The 19314-nt window shown below is 71.0% G+C and carries 16 protein-coding genes and 2 pseudogenes; 7 read left to right on the forward strand and 11 right to left on the reverse strand.

What is annotated here, in order from left to right:
• Positions 1–217: 217 nt before the first annotated feature.
• Complete coding sequence (locus ACIRR9_RS36515) at positions 218–580, reverse strand: ArsR/SmtB family transcription factor (protein WP_403761012.1); 363 nt, start codon at positions 578–580, stop codon at positions 218–220.
• Positions 581–830: 250 nt separating this feature from the next.
• Here ACIRR9_RS36515 and ACIRR9_RS36520 point away from each other — a divergent pair, with 250 nt between their 5' ends.
• On the forward strand, positions 831–1097 hold the full coding sequence (locus ACIRR9_RS36520; protein ID WP_365352873.1) for a GlsB/YeaQ/YmgE family stress response membrane protein: 267 nt from the start codon (positions 831–833) through the stop codon (positions 1095–1097).
• On the opposite strand, the gene ACIRR9_RS36525 is transcribed toward ACIRR9_RS36520, so the two are convergent.
• Complete coding sequence (locus ACIRR9_RS36525) at positions 1086–1940, reverse strand: class I SAM-dependent methyltransferase (RefSeq protein ID WP_403761016.1); 855 nt, start codon at positions 1938–1940, stop codon at positions 1086–1088. The genes ACIRR9_RS36520 and ACIRR9_RS36525 overlap by 12 nt on opposite strands.
• Before the next feature lie 305 nt (positions 1941–2245).
• Here ACIRR9_RS36525 and ACIRR9_RS36530 point away from each other — a divergent pair, with 305 nt between their 5' ends.
• Positions 2246–2929 (forward strand): hypothetical protein, encoded by a 684-nt coding sequence (locus ACIRR9_RS36530; protein WP_403761019.1) that lies wholly within the window; start codon positions 2246–2248, stop codon positions 2927–2929.
• A 40-nt stretch (positions 2930–2969) separates the two neighbouring features.
• On the opposite strand, the gene ACIRR9_RS36535 is transcribed toward ACIRR9_RS36530, so the two are convergent.
• From ACIRR9_RS36535 to ACIRR9_RS36575, 9 genes are all read right to left on the reverse strand, one after another.
• The gene (locus ACIRR9_RS36535) at positions 2970–4490 is read right to left on the reverse strand and encodes an NCS1 family nucleobase:cation symporter-1 (RefSeq protein WP_384562789.1); all 1521 of its coding nucleotides are present in this window, start codon (positions 4488–4490) and stop codon (positions 2970–2972) included.
• Positions 4491–4624: 134 nt separating this feature from the next.
• Entirely contained in the window at positions 4625–5644 is a 1020-nt protein-coding gene (locus tag ACIRR9_RS36540; protein ID WP_403761021.1) for a TIGR03842 family LLM class F420-dependent oxidoreductase, read from the reverse strand.
• A gap of 11 nt (positions 5645–5655) precedes the next feature.
• Positions 5656–7059 (reverse strand): dihydropyrimidinase, encoded by a 1404-nt coding sequence (hydA, locus tag ACIRR9_RS36545; protein ID WP_403761024.1) that lies wholly within the window; start codon positions 7057–7059, stop codon positions 5656–5658.
• Between the two features lie 118 nt (positions 7060–7177).
• Positions 7178–8020, reverse strand: coding sequence for a nitrilase-related carbon-nitrogen hydrolase (locus tag ACIRR9_RS36550; protein ID WP_384562797.1), 843 nt, complete (start codon positions 8018–8020; stop codon positions 7178–7180).
• A gap of 170 nt (positions 8021–8190) precedes the next feature.
• A complete protein-coding gene (locus tag ACIRR9_RS36555; RefSeq protein WP_403761027.1) occupies positions 8191–9771 on the reverse strand; it encodes a PucR family transcriptional regulator in 1581 nt (526 codons plus the stop codon).
• Positions 9772–9988: 217 nt separating this feature from the next.
• Entirely contained in the window at positions 9989–11272 is a 1284-nt protein-coding gene (locus ACIRR9_RS36560; RefSeq protein ID WP_403761030.1) for an aspartate aminotransferase family protein, read from the reverse strand.
• Complete coding sequence (locus tag ACIRR9_RS36565; protein WP_403761033.1) at positions 11269–12111, reverse strand: nitrilase-related carbon-nitrogen hydrolase; 843 nt, start codon at positions 12109–12111, stop codon at positions 11269–11271. The genes ACIRR9_RS36560 and ACIRR9_RS36565 overlap by 4 nt, the downstream gene beginning before the upstream one ends.
• A gap of 249 nt (positions 12112–12360) precedes the next feature.
• Entirely contained in the window at positions 12361–14040 is a 1680-nt protein-coding gene (locus ACIRR9_RS36570) for a hypothetical protein (RefSeq protein WP_403761036.1), read from the reverse strand.
• A gap of 135 nt (positions 14041–14175) precedes the next feature.
• A complete protein-coding gene (locus ACIRR9_RS36575) occupies positions 14176–14427 on the reverse strand; it encodes a helix-turn-helix domain-containing protein (protein WP_403761039.1) in 252 nt (83 codons plus the stop codon).
• A gap of 44 nt (positions 14428–14471) precedes the next feature.
• Here ACIRR9_RS36575 and map point away from each other — a divergent pair, with 44 nt between their 5' ends.
• From map to ACIRR9_RS36600, 5 genes and pseudogenes are all read left to right on the forward strand, one after another.
• Complete coding sequence (gene map / locus ACIRR9_RS36580) at positions 14472–15251, forward strand: type I methionyl aminopeptidase (protein WP_365351782.1); 780 nt, start codon at positions 14472–14474, stop codon at positions 15249–15251.
• Positions 15252–15616: 365 nt separating this feature from the next.
• Positions 15617–16246: pseudogene (locus ACIRR9_RS36585) on the forward strand (ABC transporter transmembrane domain-containing protein); the annotation flags it as partial.
• Positions 16247–16335: 89 nt separating this feature from the next.
• Positions 16336–16407 (forward strand): annotated as a pseudogene (locus tag ACIRR9_RS36590) (hypothetical protein); the annotation flags it as partial.
• 87 nt (positions 16408–16494) lie between these two features.
• Positions 16495–16653 (forward strand): hypothetical protein, encoded by a 159-nt coding sequence (locus ACIRR9_RS36595; RefSeq protein ID WP_385682105.1) that lies wholly within the window; start codon positions 16495–16497, stop codon positions 16651–16653.
• 92 nt (positions 16654–16745) lie between these two features.
• The gene (locus ACIRR9_RS36600; protein ID WP_403761042.1) at positions 16746–19289 is read left to right on the forward strand and encodes an ATP-dependent Clp protease ATP-binding subunit; all 2544 of its coding nucleotides are present in this window, start codon (positions 16746–16748) and stop codon (positions 19287–19289) included.
• Positions 19290–19314: the final 25 nt, after the last annotated feature.

Below are 19314 nucleotides of genomic sequence, written 5' to 3' on the forward strand. Positions count from 1 at the left end.
TGAACGGTCGGGCCCCCAGGCGATACGGCCGGCCCGTACTCGGCGGGGTACGGGCAGGCGTGTGGTGGACCCACTTAGGTTGCGTGATTGCGCAATCTAACAAACCCACAGCCCCGGCAGCACAGACCCCACCCGAATTCACAGGTGAGGCATGTCATGTGAACCTCCGGCGCGCTCCCGCCATCTAAGCACCGCGCGCGTGCCAGGCCCAGCGTCTTCAGACTCCGACCCCGCGCAACCGGCCCGCCGGTGCGGGCACTTCGTGCGAGCGTGCGGTCAGCTGGCCGACGGTCGCCCGCACCACGGTCACGATGTCCGGATCGTCCACGTAGTAGATCTGCCGCCGCCCCTCCCGGCGGGAGCTCACCAGACCCGCCAGCTTGAGCTTGGCCAGGTGCTGGCTGACGGCGGGCAGGGCGCCGCCGACCCGGTCGGCGAGCCGCGTCACATCGCTCTCGCCCCGGGACAGCGCCCACACCAGGTGCAGCCGGGCCGGCGAAGCCAGCAGCCCGAACACCGCGGCCGCCTCCGCCAGTACCCCGTCGGAGGGGTCCGCGAAGTCTTCGGCACTCTCCCCCACAGCCTGCTCCCTCCCATCACAGTCGCCGCACAGATGCCCACTCAGTGTAGGCGTGCGGTCACCGGGCCCCGCACGGCCTCCGACCACTTCCTCCCGCCGTTTCCTCCACGTCTTGCCCGCATTGTCATGAACGGGTGACAGATCATCGACGGCTCGACGTCAGCCGCCGCCGAAGGCCGCCGTCGTTCATAAGCTTGCGCAACAAGGCAACTCAGCTTGGCAACACCCCCGTACCAGGAGGACAACGAACGTGGGCATCATCGGCTGGATCATCCTCGGCCTCCTCGCCGGAGGCATCGCCAAGATCCTGCTGCCCGGCCGCGACCCGGGTGGCCTGATCGGCACCACCCTCATCGGTATCGCCGGCGCCTTCGTCGGCGGCTGGCTCTCCGCCCGCTTCCTCGACCGCCCGGTGCAGAGCCATTTCTTCGACCTGTACACCTGGGGTGCCGCGATCGCCGGCTCCCTGGTCCTCCTCGTCGGCTACCGGGTGCTGTTCGGCAACTCACGCGACTGAGCGTCCCGCGGTCAGCAGATGGCCGCTGGCGCCGAGCAGCGACGGCTCGGACTCGATACGCCGGGTGGCCGCGAGGACGGCCGCCCGGCGCTCGGGGTCGGCCAGCCACTCCTCCACCCCGCCCATGAGCCAGGCGATGCCCTCGACGCCGTACTGCCCGTCGACGGCGAGACCGGCCTCGGCGAACTCCGCCGGGGTCTCGGCCGGCTGGGCCAGATAGGCGGTGGTGAAGAGGCTGCCGTCCCACTGGGAGGCGAGCCTGCCGTCCTCGGACACGGCGTCGGCGACGGCCCGCTGGCCCGGCTCGAAGTAACGCTCCTCGTGGAGGAGGTCGTGCAGCGCCGCGTACCGGTTGATGGTGGCCGCGACGACCACTCCTTGGGGCCGCACCGCCCGCCGCGCCTCGGTCAGCGCCCTTACCCGGTCGGCCCGCTCGGGCAGGTGGTAGAGCGGCCCCAACAGCAGTACGACGTCGTAGGCGGCGTCGCCGACGGGCAGCTCCCGGGCGTCCCCCGGCCGGGCCGTGACGCCGGGCAGCCGGGCCGCCTGGGCCACGTGCAGCGGCACCGGGTCCACGAGGTCGACGGCATACCCGTCCGCGGCCAGCCACTCGGCGTGCACCCCGCTGCCGCCGCCCACGTCCAGCACCCGCGCGGGTGCCGCCGGCAGCAGCCGTCGCAGCACGTCCTGGGTGCGCCAGAACTCCAGGAGTCCGACGCCGTCCCGCAACCGGGCGTCCTCCTTGCCCTCGTTGTAGTAGGCGAGGACGTCCTCGCGCAGTGTGGTGGCGGACTCGTCCCCGGCGGTCGACACGGGCTCTTCGGGCGTTGACGTCGCGGTCATACGAAAAGGCTGGCGGCCGGAAAATCGGGTGCGCAAACGACTTTGCCGGCCCCCGGCGGGCTCGACGGTGACACACGTCACCTTCGGGGGTCGGCTGCAGTCACGACATTCCGGATGTACAGGGACCGCGGACGCACGACATTCCGGATGTAGAGGGACGGCCCGCGACGAGGGTCGACCCGGCGCACCCCCTGCCTCACAGGCAAGGCGCCGATTCCACTTCCGCCCCACAGGGTCTCGTGTGAAACTGGCGTCCCGTCCGCAGTGCGGACTCCTCCGCACACCGCCCCCACGAGAAGTGCGACTTGCGACGCTCCCTGCCACTGCCGCTCGCCCTCACCGCGCGCCTGACGCCGGTCGCCGTGCTCGCCTGTGCGGGCTGGGCCATGGCGTCCGGTCCGGACAAGACGTCCGAGACCGCCTCGGGCAACACCTCGTCCCAGCAGACGACCACCCAGGCCTCCGGCGGCGCCCCGTCGTCGTCCTCGTCGACGGACGCCGCCACGAAGACGTACTCCGCCTCGCCCGCCCCCTGCGGCAGCATCCCCGTGGCCACCGTCAAGTCGCTGGTGCCCGGCGCGAAGACGGCCGGCAAGGAGATCCCCTCCACGGACACCAAGCTGCGCCGCACCTGCTCCTGGAACGCGCTCAAGGGGTACGACTACCGCTGGCTCGACGTCTCCTTCGAGATCATGGACACGGACGCGGCGGCGGCGAAGGAGTACAAGGACCGGGTCGCGGAGAAGAGCGGCGGCGGGGCCGTACCGGGGCTCGGTGACAACGGCTACTCGGTCGTGAACCTCACCACCGAGGACAAGCAGCAGACCCGCGAGGGCGTGGTCATGGCCCAGGTCTCCAACGCGCTGGTGGTCGTCACCTACAACGGCAGCGACTTCGAGACCAAGAAGGCGCCCAGCACGGACGTGATCAACAAGGGTGCCATCCAGGCGGCGAAGGCCGCGGTGACCGCGCTGAAGGGCAGCCAGTAGCCGTACCGGCTGCCCTTCGTACGCGCGCCGCGCCTCCTGCTCAGGCCTCCTTGGGCCGTACCAGCGTCGTCAGCCCCAGGTACAGCACCAGGGACGTGCCGAGGCCGACCGCCCAGCCGTAGTCGGCGAGCGAGGACAGGGCCGGGATGGGCCGGCCGTCGATCAGCGGTTTGAAGCTGGCGCCGCCGATCGCGAGGACGCCGCCGGTGAGGAAGGCGACGACCGCCCGCCAGTTCCAGCCGCCGTCGTACCAGTAGCGGCCGCCCGTGCGGTACAGGTCGGTCAGGTCGAGGCGGGTGCGGCGCAGGATCCAGTAGTCGGCGATGAGGATGCCGGCGACCGTGCCGAGCAGACCGCCGACCAGGCCGAGCCAGGTGAAGATGTAGCCCTGCGGGTCGGAGTACAGCTTCCACGGGAAGATCAGCACCGCGAGGACCGAGGTGATCAGGGCGCCGGTGCGGAAACTGATCTTCCGGGGCGCGATGTTGGAGAAGTCGAAGGCGGGCGAGACCAGGTTGGCCGCGATGTTCACGGACAGGGTCGCGACGAGCACGGTGACCAGGGCGTAGAGCAGGCCGACCACGTTGTCCGTCTTGGCGGCGAGCTGGACCGGGTCCCAGACCGGCTGTCCGTAGACGGCCTGCGAGCCGGAGGTCACCAGGACGGAGAGGAACGCGAAGAGCGTCATGGTGGTCGGCAGACCGAGCGCCTGCCCCCATGTCTGGGCCTTCTGGCTCTTCCCGTACCGGGTGAAGTCGGGGATGTTCAGCGACAGCGTCGACCAGAAGCCGATCATGCCCATCAGGGAGGGCCAGAAGATCTTCCAGAAGCCGCCGCCCCAGCCGAGCTTGGAGGGCTGGTCGAAGAGCGGGCCGAGACCCCCGGCCTTGTTGCTCATCCAGACCAGCATCACGATCGCGCCGACCAGGACGAAGGGCGCGGCCCAGTTCTCGAAGCGGCGGATCGTCTCCATGCCCCGGTAGATGATCGCGACCTGGAGCACCCAGAAGAGCGCGAACGACAGCCACATGGTCCAGGCGTAGCCGCCGATGTGCGAGGCGTTCGCCCAGCTGTCGCCGATCAGCTTGCCGGCGAGGAAGAAGATCGCCTCACCGCCGATCCAGGTCTGGATGCCGAACCAGCCGCAGGCCACCAACGCCCGTACGACCGCGGGGAGGTTGGCGCCGCGCACGCCGAAGGAGGCGCGGGCGAAGACCGGGAAGGGGATGCCGTACTTGGGTCCGGCGTGCCCGGTGAGCAGCATCGGGACGAGGACGATCAGGTTGGCCAGGGCGATGGTGAACACGGCCTGTTTCCAGTCCATGCCGACCGCGATCAGCCCGGAGGCCAGGGTCCAGGACGCCGTGTTGTGGGCCATGCCGACCCAGAGGGCGGAGAAGTTGTACGTGGTCCAGGTGCGCTTGGCGACGGGGACCGGGAGCAGGTCCTCGTTGGCGTACGGACCGCTCGGCGGCGGGGAGCCCGGGGTGAGCTCGACGCGCCCGTCGGGGAGGGCGACTTGACCGGACAGAGGTATGGCTGAGGGAGCGGTGTCGGTCATGGGCAGGCCAATCGGGATGAGGTGGGACGGGAGAGAGGCCGTGCGGGGGGCTTGGGGGGGGGTACGCGAGTGGGGTGCGCCCTGACCCCCTTCCCGGGACGGCGGGAAGGGGGAGACCAACTGCGGAATGGGGGCTAACCGTTGACGGCCGGGATGACCTTCGTCCCGTACGCGTCGATGGTGGCCTCCTGCGCGTCGTGCATGTCGTAGACCGCGAACTGGTCGACGCCCAGCTCACGCAGCGCGTTCAGCTTCTCGATGTGCTTCTCGGCCGGGCCGATGACACAGAAGCGGTCGACGATCTCATCGGGCACGAACTCGGTGTCGGGGTTGCCGCTGCGCCCGTGGTGCGAGTAGTCGTACCCCTCGCGGGCCTTGATGTAGTCGGTGAGTTCGTCGGGTACGGCGGCCGAGTGCTCGCCGTACTTGGAGACGAGGTCGGCGACGTGGTTGCCGACCATGCCGCCGAACCAGCGGCACTGGTCGCGGGCGTGCGCGAGGGCCTCGGGCGAGTCGTCCTCGGTGACATAGGCGGGGGCGGCGACGCAGATGGTCACCTCGGACGGGTCGCGTCCGGCGGCCGCGGCCGCGTCCTTCACCGCCTTGACCATGTACTCGGTGAGGTAGAGGTCGGAGAGCTGGAGGATGAAGCCGTCCGCCTCCTCGCCGGTCATCTTCAGGGCCTTCGGGCCGTACGCGGCCATCCAGACGGGGAGTTCGGCGCCGGGCTTGATCCACGGGAACCTGACGACGGTACCGCCGAGGTCGGCCTCGTCGCCCCGGCCGAGGGCGCGGATGACCTTCATGGCCTCGCTGATCCGGGCGAGGGTGTTGGGCTTGCGGCCGGCCACCCGCATCGCGGAGTCGCCGCGGCCGATGCCACAGACGGTCCGGTTGCCGAACATGTCGTTGAGGGTGGCGAAGGTGGAGGCGGTGACCTCCCAGGTGCGGGTGCCCGGGTTGGTGACCATCGGGCCGACCGTCAGCTTCGTTGTGTTGGACAGAATCTGACTGTAGATCACGAACGGCTCCTGCCAGAGCACGGCGGAGTCGAAGGTCCAGCCGTACGAGAAGTCGTTGCGTTCGGCCCGTTTCATCAGGCTGATGACCCGGGAGGCGGGCGGGTCGGTTTGCAGGACGAGTCCGAAGTCCATCGGCGCCACTCCTAGTTGAGGTACTGACAGGTGGAGCGCGGGGTGTAGACGCCGTGCCCGGCGTGTCCGGTGTACTCCCGCTCGGTGATGACGGGTTCGCCGCGCGAGAGGACCGTGTCCACCCGGCCGGTGAGGCGCTTGCCCTCGTACGCCGAGTAGTCGACGTTCATGTGGTGGGTCTCGGCGGAGACGACCTGCTCGGCGTGCGGGTCGTAGATGACGATGTCGGCGTCGGCACCCGGGGTGATGGTGCCCTTCTTCGGATACATGCCGAACATCCGCGCCGGGGTGGCGCAGGCGATCTCGATCCAGCGGCGGCGGGAGATGTGCCCGTCCACGACGGCCTGGTGGAGCAGGTCCATCCGGTTCTCGACGCCGGGCAGGCCGTTGGGGATCTTCGAGAAGTCGCCGCGGCCGAGCTCCTTCTGGCCGACGAAGCAGAAGGGGCAGTGGTCGGTGGAGACGACCTGGAGGTCGTTCGTCCGCAGGCCCTGCCAGAGCTTGGCCTGGTGCTCCTTGGGGCGCAGAGGGGTGCTGCACACGTACTTCGAGCCCTCGAAGTCCGGTTCGGCGAGGTTGTCCGTCGACAGGAAGAGGTACTGCGGACAGGTCTCGCCGAAGACGGGAAGCCCCTCGTCACGGGCCCGCGCCAGCTCCGCCACCGCCTCCATCGCCGAGACGTGCACGACGTACAGCGGCGCGCCGGCGACCTGGGCGAGCCTGATGGCCCGGTGCGTGGCCTCCGCTTCGAGCAGCGCCTTGCGCACCTCGCCGTGGTACCTCGGGTCCGTCTCCCCGCGCGCCAGCGCCTGTTCCACCAGCACGTCGATGGCGATGCCGTTCTCGGCGTGCATCATGATCAGGCCGCCGTTCTCGGCGGAGCGCTGCATGGCGCGCAGGATCTGGCCGTCGTCGGAGTAGAAGACGCCGGGGTAGGCCATGAACTGCTTGAAGGAGGTCACTCCTTCCTCGACCAGCAGGTCCATCTCCTTGAGCGTCTCCTGGTTCACATCGGAGACGATCATGTGGAAGCCGTAGTCGATGGCGCAGTTGCTCTCGGCCTTGGCGTGCCAGGCGTCGAGACCCTCGCGCAGGCTGTGCCCGACGCTCTGCACGGCGAAGTCGACGATGGTCGTCGTACCGCCCCAGGCGGCGGCCCGGGTGCCGGTCTCGAAGGTGTCGGAGGCGAAGGTGCCGCCGAACGGCAGCTCCATGTGGGTGTGGGCGTCCACGCCGCCCGGGATGACGTACTTGCCGGTGGCGTCGATGGTCCGCTCGGCGGTGAAGGCCTCGGCGGCCGGGGTGCCGGAGGCGGCGAGGGCGGCGACACGGCCGTCCTCGATCAGGACGTCGGCGTGGATCTCGTCGGACGCGGTGATGACGAGTCCGCCGCGGATTACTGTACGGCCGGTCATGGGGTCCTCTCGTTCGTGGTCACGTGCGGGTCCGACGTGGCTGGTCGCGCAGTTCCTCCCCCAGCCTTCGGCCGGGGGTACCCCCAGCGCCCCTGACGGGGTGCTGTGAACGCCGGTTCTACGGTGCGGTCAGCGGGCCGTACGCGTCGGGGCGGCGGTCCCGGAAGAACTGCCAGCGGTCGCGGACCTCGCGCAGCTTGTTCAGGTCCAGGTCGCGGACGACGAGTTCGGTCTCCTTGTCGGAGGCCACCTCGCCGGCGAACTGGCCCTCCGGATCCACGAAGTACGAGGTCCCGTAGAAGTCGTTGTCGCCCAGGTCCTCCACACCGACCCGGTTGATCGCACCGACGAAGTACTCGTTGGCGACGGCCGCCGCCGGCTGCTCCAACTGCCAGAGGTAGCGGGAGAGTCCGCGCGAGGTGGCCGACGGGTTGAAGACGATCTCGGCACCGGCGAGGCCCAACGCCCGCCAGCCCTCGGGGAAGTGGCGGTCGTAGCAGATGTAGACGCCGATCTTCCCGACGGCGGTGTCGAAGACCGGCCAGCCGGCGTTGCCCGGACGGAAGTAGAACTTCTCCCAGAAGCCGGGGACCTGGGGGATGTGGTGCTTGCGGTACTTGCCGAGGTACGAGCCGTCGGCGTCGATCACGGCCGCGGTGTTGTAGAGGACGCCGGGCTGCTCCTCCTCGTACACCGGCAGGATCAGGACGAGGCCCAGTTCGCGGGCGAGGGCCTGGAAGCGCTGGACGATCGGTCCGTCCGGGACCTGCTCGGCGTACTCGTAGAACGCCTTGTCCTGGACCTGGCAGAAGTAGGGCCCGTAGAACAGCTCCTGGAAGCACAGGACCTGGGCACCCTGCGCGGCCGCGTCGCGGGCCGCCTGCTCGTGGACCTGGATCATGGATTCCTTGTCGCCGGTCCAGGCGGTCTGGAAGAGGGCGGCACGAATCACTCGGCTCATCGGGACCTCCGGTCGCTCGGGCGTGTGTCGCTCGATGTGCGAGGAGCTTAGGAAGTCCGAAAGCGGGCTTCGATTGCCACGGTGTCACGTCTGCGGGCGCCCGGCGTGCCACCGTGTCACGCTGCCGATGGCCCATGTTTCACCGCCGTTTTCCCAGCTCGTCGCATGTTTCACCCCTGTTGCGCGTCATGCGCGAGGAGCGCGATGTGCACGGAGGCCGCCTGCTCGAAGTCGTCGAGGTCGACACCGAGCCGGGCCTGTATCGCCTCCAGACGCCGGTACAGGGCGGGCCGGGAGACGTGGTGGAGCTGGGCGGTGCGGGACTTGTTGCGGCCGGTGGCGAGGTAGGTCCGCAGGACGCCCAGCAGATCGTGGTCGGTGCCCGTCCCGCAGAGCAGCCCGTCCAGCTCGCGCTCGGCGAAGGACTGGACGTGCGGGTCGTCGCGGAGCAGCCGGATCAGGCCGCGCAGGTGTACGTCCCTGAGCCGTACGACGACCGGCAGGTCGAGGGCGGCGGTCGTGTCGGCGACCGCGTCGGCGACATGCTGGGCCTCCCGCAGCCCGGCGGGCACGTCGTCCCAGGCGGTGCGGGGGCCCGCGGCGGCGACCACGGCCCGGGACCCCGCCGACTCGCCGTGCAGCCGGGCGGCGAAGTGCGCGGCGAGGGCGTCGGCGTCCTGGTCGCGGGCGAGGCTGAGGAGGACGGCCGTGGTGCGCTCGGTGAGTTCGGCGACGAGTCCGGGCAGGCCCAACAGGCGCAGGACTCTCTCCAGTTGGGTCGGCTCGATGTCCCGTACGACGAGGGGTACGAAGGTCCGCCGGTTGACCGGCAGCCCGGCCGCCCGCGCCCTGGGCAGCAGTTGGCGTGCCGGTACGACCCCGGAGACCAGGTCGGTCAGCAGGCTCTGCGCGGACTGCTCCTCCCAGGTGTGGGCGGAGCCGCCGCCGAGCATGCGGTGCAGTACCAGGGCCTCGGCGGCGCGGTCCGCGAGGAGCCGTCCGGTGGCGGTGTCGCCGCGGTACCCGCACAGCATGATCTGGCCCCAGCGCTCGCCGCGGCCGCCCAGTTCGGCGCGGGTCCAGCCGTCGCCCTCGCGGCCGCCGGCCTGCCGGGCGATGCGTTCCCAGTCGCGCAGCACGTCGTCGACGGCCGACCGCTCCCCCGCGGTGGCGAGGACCCGGTGGGCGAGGTTGGTGACGACGACCGGGCAGGCGCTGTGCACGGCGACCTCGTCGAGGAGGCGTTGGAGGGGGGCGCCGGCCGTGATGAGGCCGGTGAGGGCGGTACGGACCGACTCGGAGAGGCTGACGGCGGCGAACTTGCTGCGGACCAGCCGGGACTGGACCTCCTCCGTCAGCTCGGCGAAGGGGAAGGGGCGGTGCAGGACCACCAGGGGGAGGCCGCAGCGGTCCGCCGCGCGGCGCATGGCGTCGGGCGGTGTCGGGAAGGCGCGGCCGAGACCGAGGACGACCGCGGCGGCCTCGGCCCGGTGCAGGGACTGGATGTACTCGGCCTGTTTGCCGTCGTCTCCGGCGAGCAGCACGCCGGTGGTGAGGACCATTTCGCCGCCGGTGAGCATGACGCCGACGTCGGGGGCCTCGGCGACGTGCACCCAGCGGACCGGGCGGTCGAGGTGGGCGGCGCCGGCGACCACCTCGGGGTCGCCGGCGAGGACCCGTTCCAGGGACAGGATCTGACGGACCGACAGTATGGGGTCGGTGGACTTCGGGGGATCCCAAGTGGCGGTCATCTTGCGTGGTCCCTTGGTCTGGATCGGTGCGTTCGGAGCTGCGGGCCCGGTGGAGGCTTGTCGCGCAGTTCCCCGCGCCCCTTACGGGGCCTCAGGCAGCGCCCCTTCAGGGGCGCTGGGGGTACCCCCGGCCGAAGGCTGGGGGAGGAACTGCGCGACCGGCCACGACGGCGCCGCAGTCGACACACGGCAGGCCGCGGCGCTTCCTGCAGAGCGCCTAGTAGGCGCTCCTCAAGGCCTGTTCGAGAATCGTCGCGCCCTCCTCCGCCTCCGCCACCGTCAGGGACAGCGGCGGCGCGATGCGCAACGCGCTCGTGTTGTGGCCGCCGCCCTTGCCGATCAGGAGGCCGGCCTCCCTGGCCGCTTCCAGGACGGCGGACGCGGACTTGGGGTCGGCCTCGTCCGTGCCGGGCTTGACCAGTTCGATGCCGATCATCAGGCCGCGTCCCCGGACCTCCCGCACGCCGGGCAGTTGGGCGGCGACGGCGCGGAGGCGTTCGATGAGGAGGCCTCCGACGCGGCGGGCGTTGCCCTGGAGGTCGTGTTCCAGGAGGTACGACAGGTTGGCGAGGCCGGCCGCCATGGTGATCTGGGTGCCGCCGAACGTCGAGATGCTGTTGGAGTCCAGGCAGTTCATGATCTCGGCGCGGGCCACCACACCGCCGATGGAACTGCCGTTGCCGATGCCCTTGGCGAAGGTGAGGATGTCCGGCGGGCCGCTCTGGCCGTGCGCCTGCCAGCCCCAGAAATGCTCGCCGGTGCGGCCCCAGCCGGTCTGCACCTCGTCGGCGATCCAGAGGATGCCCTGCTCCTGGAGGACCTTGCGGAAGGCCGCGTACAGCCCGTCGGGCGGGGAGGTGAAGCCGCCGACGCCCTGGATGGGCTCGGCGATCAGCGCGGCCGGCGCACGGGTGTGGCCGAGGAGGTCGCGCAGGTCGTCGACGCAGGCGGCGATGAAGTCACGGTCGTTCAGCTCGGCGAACGGGCCGCGGGTGCGGACGCCGCCGTGGACGTACAGCGTCTGGAGCGGGGACAGGGAGGTCGGGGACCAGCCCTTGTTGCCGGTGATGCCGACCGAGCTGAAGGAGCGGCCGTGGTAGCTGTTGCGCATCGCCAGGATCGTGTTGGTCCTGCGGTACGTCGTCGCGAGCAGCAGCGCCGTGTCGTTGGCCTCGGTACCGGAGGTGGTGAAGAAGACCCGGGCGTCCGGGATGCCACTCAACTGGGCGATGCGCTCTGCTAGTTCGACCATCGGGCGGTTGAGGTAGAGCGTGGAGGAGTGGAGGATCCGGCCGGCCTGCTCGGTCACCGCCTTCGTCACCTCGGGGAGCGCGTGCGCGGTCATCGTGGTGAGGATGCCGCCGAAGAAGTCCAGGTAGCGGTTGCCCTCCGCGTCCCAGACGTGCCGGCCCTCGCCGTGCGTGATCTCCAGCGGCTCGTCGTAGTAGAGCGCCAGCCAGTCGGGCAGGACCTGGCGGTGGCGGGCGAAGAGGTCGTTCACGGCTGTACCAGCCCTTCGTAGGCATCGGGACGGCGGTCGCGGTAGAAGGCCCACTGTTGCCGCACTTCTTCGATCAGATCGAAGTCGAGGTCGCGAACGACGAGTTCCTCGCCCTTGTCGCTCGCCACCTCCCCCACGAACTGCCCACGTGGATCAACGAAATAGCTTGTCCCGTAGAAATCGTTGTCCCCGTACTCCTCCTGACCCACCCGGTTGATGGCGGCGATGAAGTACTCGTTGGCGACGGCGGCGGCCGGCTGCTCCAGCTGCCAGAGGTAGGCCGACAGACCGCGCGAGGTGGCCGACGGGTTGTAGACCAGCTGGGCGCCGTTGAGGCCGAGTTGGCGCCAGCCCTCCGGGAAGTGGCGGTCGTAGCAGATGTACACGCCGACCTTGCCGACGGCGGTGTCGAAGACCGGCCACCCGACGTTGCCGGGCTTGAAGTAGTACTTCTCCCAGAAGCCCTTGACCTGCGGGATGTGGTGCTTGCGGTATTTGCCGAGGAAGGTGCCGTCGGCGTCGATCACGGCGGCGGTGTTGTAGTAGAAGCCTGACTGCTCGACCTCGAAGACCGGCACGACGACCACCATGCCGGTCTCGCGGGCCAGTTCCTGCATACGGCCGACCGTCGGACCGTCCGGGACCGGCTCGGCCCAGCGGTAGTGCTCGGGTTCCTGGACCTGGCAGAAGTAGGGGGCGTTGAAGACTTCCTGAAATCCGATGATCTTCGCACCCTGGCGGGCCGCCTCGCGGGCGTACACCTCGTGTTTCGCCACCATGGACTCGGTGTCACCGGTCCAGGTGGCCTGGACCAGAGCGGCGCGTACGACGTTGGCCATGAGCTGCTCCTTCTACGCCCGTAGAGGGTCGAACGTAAGCCTCCTCGGAGTCCTTGCCAAGACCATCGTCGTTAAGCCGCCGAGTCGATCGCGTTTCCTACCCTGGTGGAGGAGTCAGAGGTCTGCGCCGTGGGGCTTCAAGACGCCGGCCGGATGCGGGTACGCCGTGGTTGATCGCGCAGTTCCTCCCCCAGCCTTCGGCCGGGGGTACCCCCGGCGCCCCTGGAGGGGCGCCCGAGCCCAAGCCCCTCAAGAGGCGAAGCCCGCCACCCTGAGCGCGTGCAGCAGGTCCCAGTGGCGTTGCTCCGAGATCGTCTGTGCCGAGTCGAGGAGCAGCGGGACCAGACGGTGCGGGTCCGGCTCCGCACAGTGGGCCGCCTCCTCCGGGGTGCGGACCTGGACGTAGGCGTCCAGCAGAGCCCGGGCCTCGCGGTGGCGGCCCTCCGTGTCCAGGGCGAGGACCGCCTCGCCCATCTCCGTGGCGGGGCGGACCACGCCCTGACGCAGTATCTGGCTGCCGTCGGCGGTCCGGCCCGCGGCGGACAGGGCGTCGGCGACCGCCACCAGCCGGGCGGGCGGCAGCGAGGCCGCCTCCCACAGCAGCGTGGCCCAGTCGGCGCCGAGTCCGGCCCGCCGAAGGGCGTCCGCGAGCCGCGGGAGCCGGGCGGCGGGCCACTGCGCGACCTCGGCCAGGAGTGCGTGCGCCTCGCCGGTGCGGCCCTCCGCACGCAGCCGTACCAGCTGCTCCACGGCCTCGGCCACGGCCTGCCCCGCCTCCTGGTCGGGCCGCTCGACCACGGGCTCCGGCTGCACCGGCGCCTCGGCGGCCCCTGCGAACCTGGCCCCGCGCGGGGTGCGGCGGCCGGTGGGGGCGGTGGGCACGGGCACTTCGGGGGTCTGCGGTACGGCCGAGGGCTCGGCCTCGTCCGTCGCCATACCCGCGAACCGGGCGCTGCCCCGCCGCCGCTTGCGCTGCTTGGCGGGAGCGGGGGCAGGGACGGGGGCCGATGCGGGTGTGCCGTCGTCAGCGGTGGGCTCGACCCGACGGCCGTACCTCGTGGCGCCGGTCCCGGACGCCGCCGCCGAGTGGCCGGCCGCCGGTTCGGCTGCGGCGAAGTCGGCCCGCGGATCGTAGGACGCGTGGCCGGGGGCAGCGGGCCCACGCGGCGGAGAGCCGAACACGGTGGCCTCGTCCGCCATGGACTCGAACGCGAGCGATCCACCGGCCGCGGAATCATCGGCCACCGACCGGTTCGCCGCGGCCCCGAACACCGACGCCCCATCCGGCACGGGCTCGCCGGCCGCCGCTCCGCTCACCGGAGTCACGCTCGTCGGGAACTCGTCGTCGGCGCGGAGTACGGCCCTGCCTGCTCGGCCCTGAGGTAGCCGCGGCGCGCTCCCCCGCAGGTCCCCGACGTCGGCCCGTGTGTCCAGTCGCTCCAGCCGCGCCCGGAGTTCGGCGCACCGGGCGGAGGCCCGTTCGTGGTCGTCGCGGGCCCAGGCGAGGTCGACGGTGAGGGCCTCGGCCGCCTCGTGGGAGTGCGCGGAGCCGAGCGCGCGGCCGAGCCGGTCCAGCCGTTCGGCGGCGTACCGCTGTTCGCGGAGCGTGCCGTCGAGGCGGTCGCTCAGGTCCTCCCGGGCGCCGGGTCGGGCGTCGTGTGCGGTGAGGGCGCTCGCGTGCAGCGGCCGGGCCTGTTCGGCCTCGTGTGCGGCGGCCTCGGTGCCGTAGGCGATCGCGAGGTCCTGGAGGAGCGCCTCCACGACGTCCCAGGGCGGCACCTCACGCCCGCCGAGGCAGGCCTGCATACCGTCCGGGTCGCGCTGCCAGAACACCGCGCACCAGCCGCCGCCCTGGTCCAGGCGCGCCAGCAGGCCGTTCAGGTAGTTCGCGAACTCCCTTATTCTGCCCGGGAGCTGATTCACCGCCATCGCTCACCTCCCGCAACTCCCGCCGGCCCGGAACACTCCGGCTCCGTAGGCAACACCAGTCGTGTTACGGGGCTGCTACGGGGAGTTTTCAGCGGGCGTGCAGAGCCCTCATTGCGGGATCTTGACCGATGCGCGTCAGGCGGCGACCAGGGCGCAGCGCCGGACCAGCTCGTCCATGGACAGGCCGAGGGCGCGGGCCAGTGCGGCGACGGTGAAGAACGCCGGGGTCGGCGCCCGGCCGGTCTCGATCTTGCGGAGGGTCTCGGCCGAGATGCCGGCCTCGGCCGCCACCTCCGTCATGCTCCGGCCACCGCGCGCCTCGCGCAGCAACCGCCCGAGCCGTTCGCCGCGTTCACGCTCTTCCGGGGTGAGAGGGGTGCGTACCATGCCGTCATTCTAACCCGGTCGAGTAAGCCGGTATATTAATTGGCATGGTGGAACTGAAGACAGACACATCGATCGACGCCATGTACGAGGCCGGGCAGGTGGTCGGGCGGGCCCTGACGGCCGTGCGGGAGGCCGCCGACGTCGGCGTCTCCCTGCTCGAACTGGACGAGGTGGCCCGGGAGGTGCTGCGTACGGCCGGAGCCTCCTCCCCCTTCCTCGGCTACCGGCCCTCCTTCGCGCCCACCCCGTTCCCGGCGGTCATCTGCGCCTCCGTGAACGACGCGATCGTGCACGGCATCCCGACCGCGTACCGGCTGCGCGACGGCGACCTGGTCTCCATCGACTGCGGCGCGGTACTGGACGGCTGGGCAGGCGACTCGGCGATCAGCTTCACGGTCGGCAGACCGCGCCCCGCGGACGTCCGGCTGATCGAGACGGCCGAGCGGGCGCTGGCGGCGGGCATCGCGGCGGCGGTCGTCGGCAACCGCATCGGCGACATCGCGCACGCGATCGGCCGGGTGTGCCGGGAGGCCGGCTACGGCATCCCGCAGGACTTCGGCGGACACGGCATCGGCCGCCGTATGCACGAGGACCCGGGGGTACCGAACGAGGGCCGCCCCGGCCGCGGTCTCCCGCTCCGCCAGGGCCTGGTCATCGCGATCGAGCCCATGCTGATCGGCAGCGGCCGCGACGGCTACCACGCGGCCCCCGACGGCTGGACACTGCGCACGGACGACGGCTCCCGCGCCGCCCACGCCGAGCACACGGTGGCGGTCACGGAGGCCGGGCCGCGGGTCCTCACCGAGCGGAATTCAAAGGCGTGACACAGCCCGTCCCCGAGCGTCTCCAATAACCGCGTGCCGACCCATGAATTCCCTATGTCACCGAGCAGCCGCCGTAATGCGCCCGTATACATATCCGTGGCGGGCGGAGAAAAGGCCGCCCAAATCAGCGAAGGAGTTCTCATGGAAAACGTGCGCATGCGAGTACCGGTCCCCCGGCCCACGCGGCGGCGCCCGGTACCTCCGCCGCCTCCGCCCCAGGGTCAGCGGCCGCCCCGGCCGAATACCAACGGCCGCTGATCTCCTGACGTAACACCGTCCGTGGCAGGCTGACCGGCGGAGGAACACTCTCCTCCGCCGGTCCGTGCCCGAGGCGACTCGGGGTGACCCGGGGTGGAAGGAAGGCGATGTTCCGGCGGCACGCGAAGATCTCCCCGGCCACCGCATTTCGCAGACTGTGGCCGCTCACCCGGCCCGAAAGAATTCACCTCCGGACCGCCGTACCGTGCCAGACGATTTCCGTCGCATGTGGCACGGCGGCCATTCAGGTTTTCTCCTATCTCACCGACAAAGTACTCACCTCGGCCGATCCGACGAAATTCTGGAGACCGGCCGGGCTGTGGCTCACGGTGGCCCTGCTGGGCGCGGCCGTGACATTCGCGGCCCATCAGCTGACCACCCGTGCCGAGGAGGGGTTCCGGCTCCGCTGCCGCGACGAGGTGTTCCAGCACGCCCAGCGGCTGCCCCCGCACTACTACGAGAACAATCCGCCGGGCGACCTGCTGGCCCGGTTCACCGGGGACATCGACGAGGCGGAGCACGTGGTCGCCTCCGGCCCGGTAAAGCTGCTCAACACCGCCGTCAGCCTGCTCTTCTTCGCCGGAGCCGCGCTGTGGCTGCGCTGGGAGCTGGCCCTGCTCACCTTCGCCGCGGCCCCGGTGCTGTGGCTGGGCACGCGCCGGCTGTCCCGGCCGATCCGGACGCTGTCGCGCGCGGAGCGCGACCGGTACGGGGAACTGGTCGACGCGCTCGACGAGAACCTCGCGAACATGCCCGTCGTCCAGGCGTACAACCGGCACGACACCGAACGCGACCGGGTGCCGACGTGGCCGGCTTCGCCCACCGTATGCCCGACGGCTACGACACCGCCGTGGGCCCCGGCGGACGGCAGCTGTCCGGCGGCCAGCAGCGGCGGGTGGCCATCGCGCGGGCGCTGGTGCGCGACACCCCGGTCCTCGTCCTGGACGAGCCGACGACGGGCCTGGACGCCGAGTCCGCCCGCCGTGTGATGGAGCCGCTGCGCCGGCTGATGGCGTCCCGCACCACGTTCCTCATCACGCACGACCCGCAACTCGCCGTCCAGGCCGATGCCGTCCTGCCCGTCGGGCCGCTGCCCGAACTGCTGGACGTGCCCCCCTCCGGCGGGCGTGCGAAGGTGGTGTGACCGAGCCCTGCAGGGGCACCCGCGTGGGCCGGCACGTCGACCAGCGAGCGCGTCCCCCAAGGCGCCGGGACGCCGGAACGGAACGAACGCTCATGACCAGCGGCTACCCCGGACCGGGCGACTACGGACAGGACCCCTTCGGCGACTTCCTCGCACGCTTCTTCGGCGGCGGCGGAGCACGGCAGGGTCCCCGCCAGATCGACATCGGCAGGCTGCTGAGCCAGCCGGCCAGGGAACTGGTCAAAGGCGCCGCCCAGTACGCCGCCGAGCACGGCAGCCGGGACCTCGACACCGAGCATCTGCTGCGCGCGGCCCTCTCCGCGGAGCCGACCCGCTCCCTGCTGAGCAGGTCCGGCGCGGATCCGGACTCGCTGGCGACGGAGATCGACGACCGCGCGGGGCCGGTCCAGCACTCGCCCGGCCAGGCTCCCCCGCCGACCTCCCTCTCGCTGACCCCCGCCGTGAAGCGGGCGCTGCTGGACGCGCACGAATTGGCCCGGGCCAGCGGCACCGGGTACATCGGCCCCGAGCACGTGCTGGGCGCGCTCGCCGCGAACCCCGACTCGGCCGCCGGGCACATCCTGAACGCCGCCCGCTACGCCGCAGGGCTGCCGCAGGACACCGCGGAGACCGACCGTGCCCTGCCCGGAACGGACCATCGGCGCCGTACGAACACGCCGACGCTCGACAAGTACGGCCGCGACCTGACCGAGCAGGCCGGGCAGGGCCGGATCGACCCGGTCATCGGCCGCGACGACGAGATCGAGCAGACCATCGAGGTGCTCTCCCGGCGCGGCAAGAACAACCCGGTGCTGATCGGCGACGCGGGCGTCGGCAAGACGGCGATCGTCGAGGGGCTGGCCCAGCGGATCGCCGACGGGGACGTGCCGGACGTGCTGTCGTGCCGCCGGGTGGTCGCCCTCGACCTGCCGGCCGTGGTCGCGGGCACCCGCTTCCGGGGCGACTTCGAGGAACGGCTCACCAACATCGTGACCGAGATCCGCACCCACTCCGACCAGCTGATCGTCTTCATCGACGAACTGCACACCGTGGTCGGCGCCGGGGGCGGTGGCGAGGGCGGCGCGATGGACGCGGGCAACATCCTCAAGCCTGCCCTCGCCCGGGGCGAGCTGCACATCGTGGGCGCGACCACACTGGAGGAGTTCCGCAAGATCGAGAAGGACGCGGCACTGGCCCGCCGCTTCCAGCCGATCCTGGTGCCCGAACCCACGGTCCCGGACGCCATCGAGATCCTGCGCGGCCTGCGCGACCGCTACGAGGCCCACCACCAGGTCCGCTACACGGACGAGGCGCTGGTCGCCGCCGTGGAGCTCTCCGACCGCTACCTCACCGACCGCCGGCTGCCCGACAAGGCGATCGACCTGATCGACCAGGCGGGCGCCCGGGTCCGGCTGGGCGCCCGTACCAAGGGCAGCGACGTACGGACGATGGAGCGCGAGATCGAGCAGCTCACCCGGGACAAGGACCAGGCGGTCGCGGACGAGCAGTACGAGCGCGCCACCCAACTGCGCGACCGCATCGGCGGGCTGAAGGCCCGCATCACCGAGGCCTCCGGCGAGGACGAGGCGGACGAGGGCCAGCACCTGGAGGTGACGGCCGAGGCGATCGCCGAGGTGGTGTCCCGCCAGACCGGTATCCCGGTCAGCAGCCTCACCCAGGAGGAGAAGGAACGGCTGCTCGGCCTGGAGGCACATCTGCACCAGCGGGTCGTCGGCCAGAACGAGGCGGTCGGCGTCGTCTCCGAGGCGGTCATGCGCTCCCGCGCCGGGCTCGCGAGCCCGAACCGGCCGATCGGCAGCTTCCTCTTCCTGGGCCCGACCGGCGTCGGCAAGACCGAACTGGCCCGCGCGCTCGCCGAGGTGCTGTTCGGCAGCGAGGACCGCATGGTCCGCCTGGACATGAGCGAGTACCAGGAGCGCCACACGGTCTCCCGCCTGGTCGGCGCCCCGCCCGGCTACGTCGGCCACGAGGAGGCGGGCCAGCTCACCGAGGTCGTCCGCCGCCACCCCTACTCGCTCCTCCTCCTCGACGAGGTCGAGAAGGCCCACCCGGACGTCTTCAACATCCTGCTCCAGGTCCTGGACGACGGCCGCCTCACCGACTCCCAGGGCCGCACGGTGGACTTCACCAACACGGTCATCGTGATGACGAGCAACCTGGGCTCGGACGCGATCACCAGGCGCGGCGCCGGTATCGGCTTCGGCCCCGGCGGGGAGGAGGCGACGGAGGAGGCCCGCCGCGAACAGGTCCTGCGCCCGCTCCGCGAACACTTCCGCCCGGAGTTCCTGAACCGGATCGACGAGATCGTCGTCTTCCGCCAGCTCACCAGCGACCAGCTGCGCCAGATCACCGAACTCCTGCTGGAACACACCCGCCGCATGCTGCACGCCCAGGGCATCACCGCACACTTCACGGACAAGGCGGTCAACTGGCTGGCGGAACACGGCTACCAGCCGGAGTACGGCGCCCGCCCCCTGCGCCGCACCATCCAACGGGAGGTCGACAACCAGCTGTCGCGCCTCCTCCTGGACGGCACGATCACGGAAGGCAGCCAGGTGACGGTGGAGGAATCAAGCGGCCACTTGGAGTTCCGCCCGGCGAAAGCGCCCCTTTAGGGGCGCGGGGAACTGCGCGACCAGC

The organism is Streptomyces sp. NPDC101234 (genome assembly GCF_044767525.1).
Classification (GTDB): domain Bacteria; phylum Actinomycetota; class Actinomycetes; order Streptomycetales; family Streptomycetaceae; genus Streptomyces; species Streptomyces sasae.

Bases quoted from the DNA above. Each gene is read 5' to 3' on its own strand.
- ACIRR9_RS36525 (WP_403761016.1), bottom strand. From the start codon at position 1,940: ATGACCGCGACGTCAACGCCCGAAGAGCCCGTGTCGACCGCCGGGGAC.
- ACIRR9_RS36535 (WP_384562789.1), bottom strand. From the start codon at position 4,490: ATGACCGACACCGCTCCCTCAGCCATACCTCTGTCCGGTCAAGTCGCC.
- ACIRR9_RS36540 (WP_403761021.1), bottom strand. From the start codon at position 5,644: ATGGACTTCGGACTCGTCCTGCAAACCGACCCGCCCGCCTCCCGGGTC.
- hydA (WP_403761024.1), bottom strand. From the start codon at position 7,059: ATGACCGGCCGTACAGTAATCCGCGGCGGACTCGTCATCACCGCGTCC.
- ACIRR9_RS36550 (WP_384562797.1), bottom strand. From the start codon at position 8,020: ATGAGCCGAGTGATTCGTGCCGCCCTCTTCCAGACCGCCTGGACCGGC.
- ACIRR9_RS36555 (WP_403761027.1), bottom strand. From the start codon at position 9,771: ATGACCGCCACTTGGGATCCCCCGAAGTCCACCGACCCCATACTGTCG.
- ACIRR9_RS36565 (WP_403761033.1), bottom strand. From the start codon at position 12,111: ATGGCCAACGTCGTACGCGCCGCTCTGGTCCAGGCCACCTGGACCGGT.
- ACIRR9_RS36570 (WP_403761036.1), bottom strand. From the start codon at position 14,040: ATGGCGGTGAATCAGCTCCCGGGCAGAATAAGGGAGTTCGCGAACTAC.
- ACIRR9_RS36575 (WP_403761039.1), bottom strand. From the start codon at position 14,427: ATGGTACGCACCCCTCTCACCCCGGAAGAGCGTGAACGCGGCGAACGG.
- map (WP_365351782.1), top strand. From the start codon at position 14,472: ATGGTGGAACTGAAGACAGACACATCGATCGACGCCATGTACGAGGCC.
- ACIRR9_RS36600 (WP_403761042.1), top strand. From the start codon at position 16,746: ATGACCAGCGGCTACCCCGGACCGGGCGACTACGGACAGGACCCCTTC.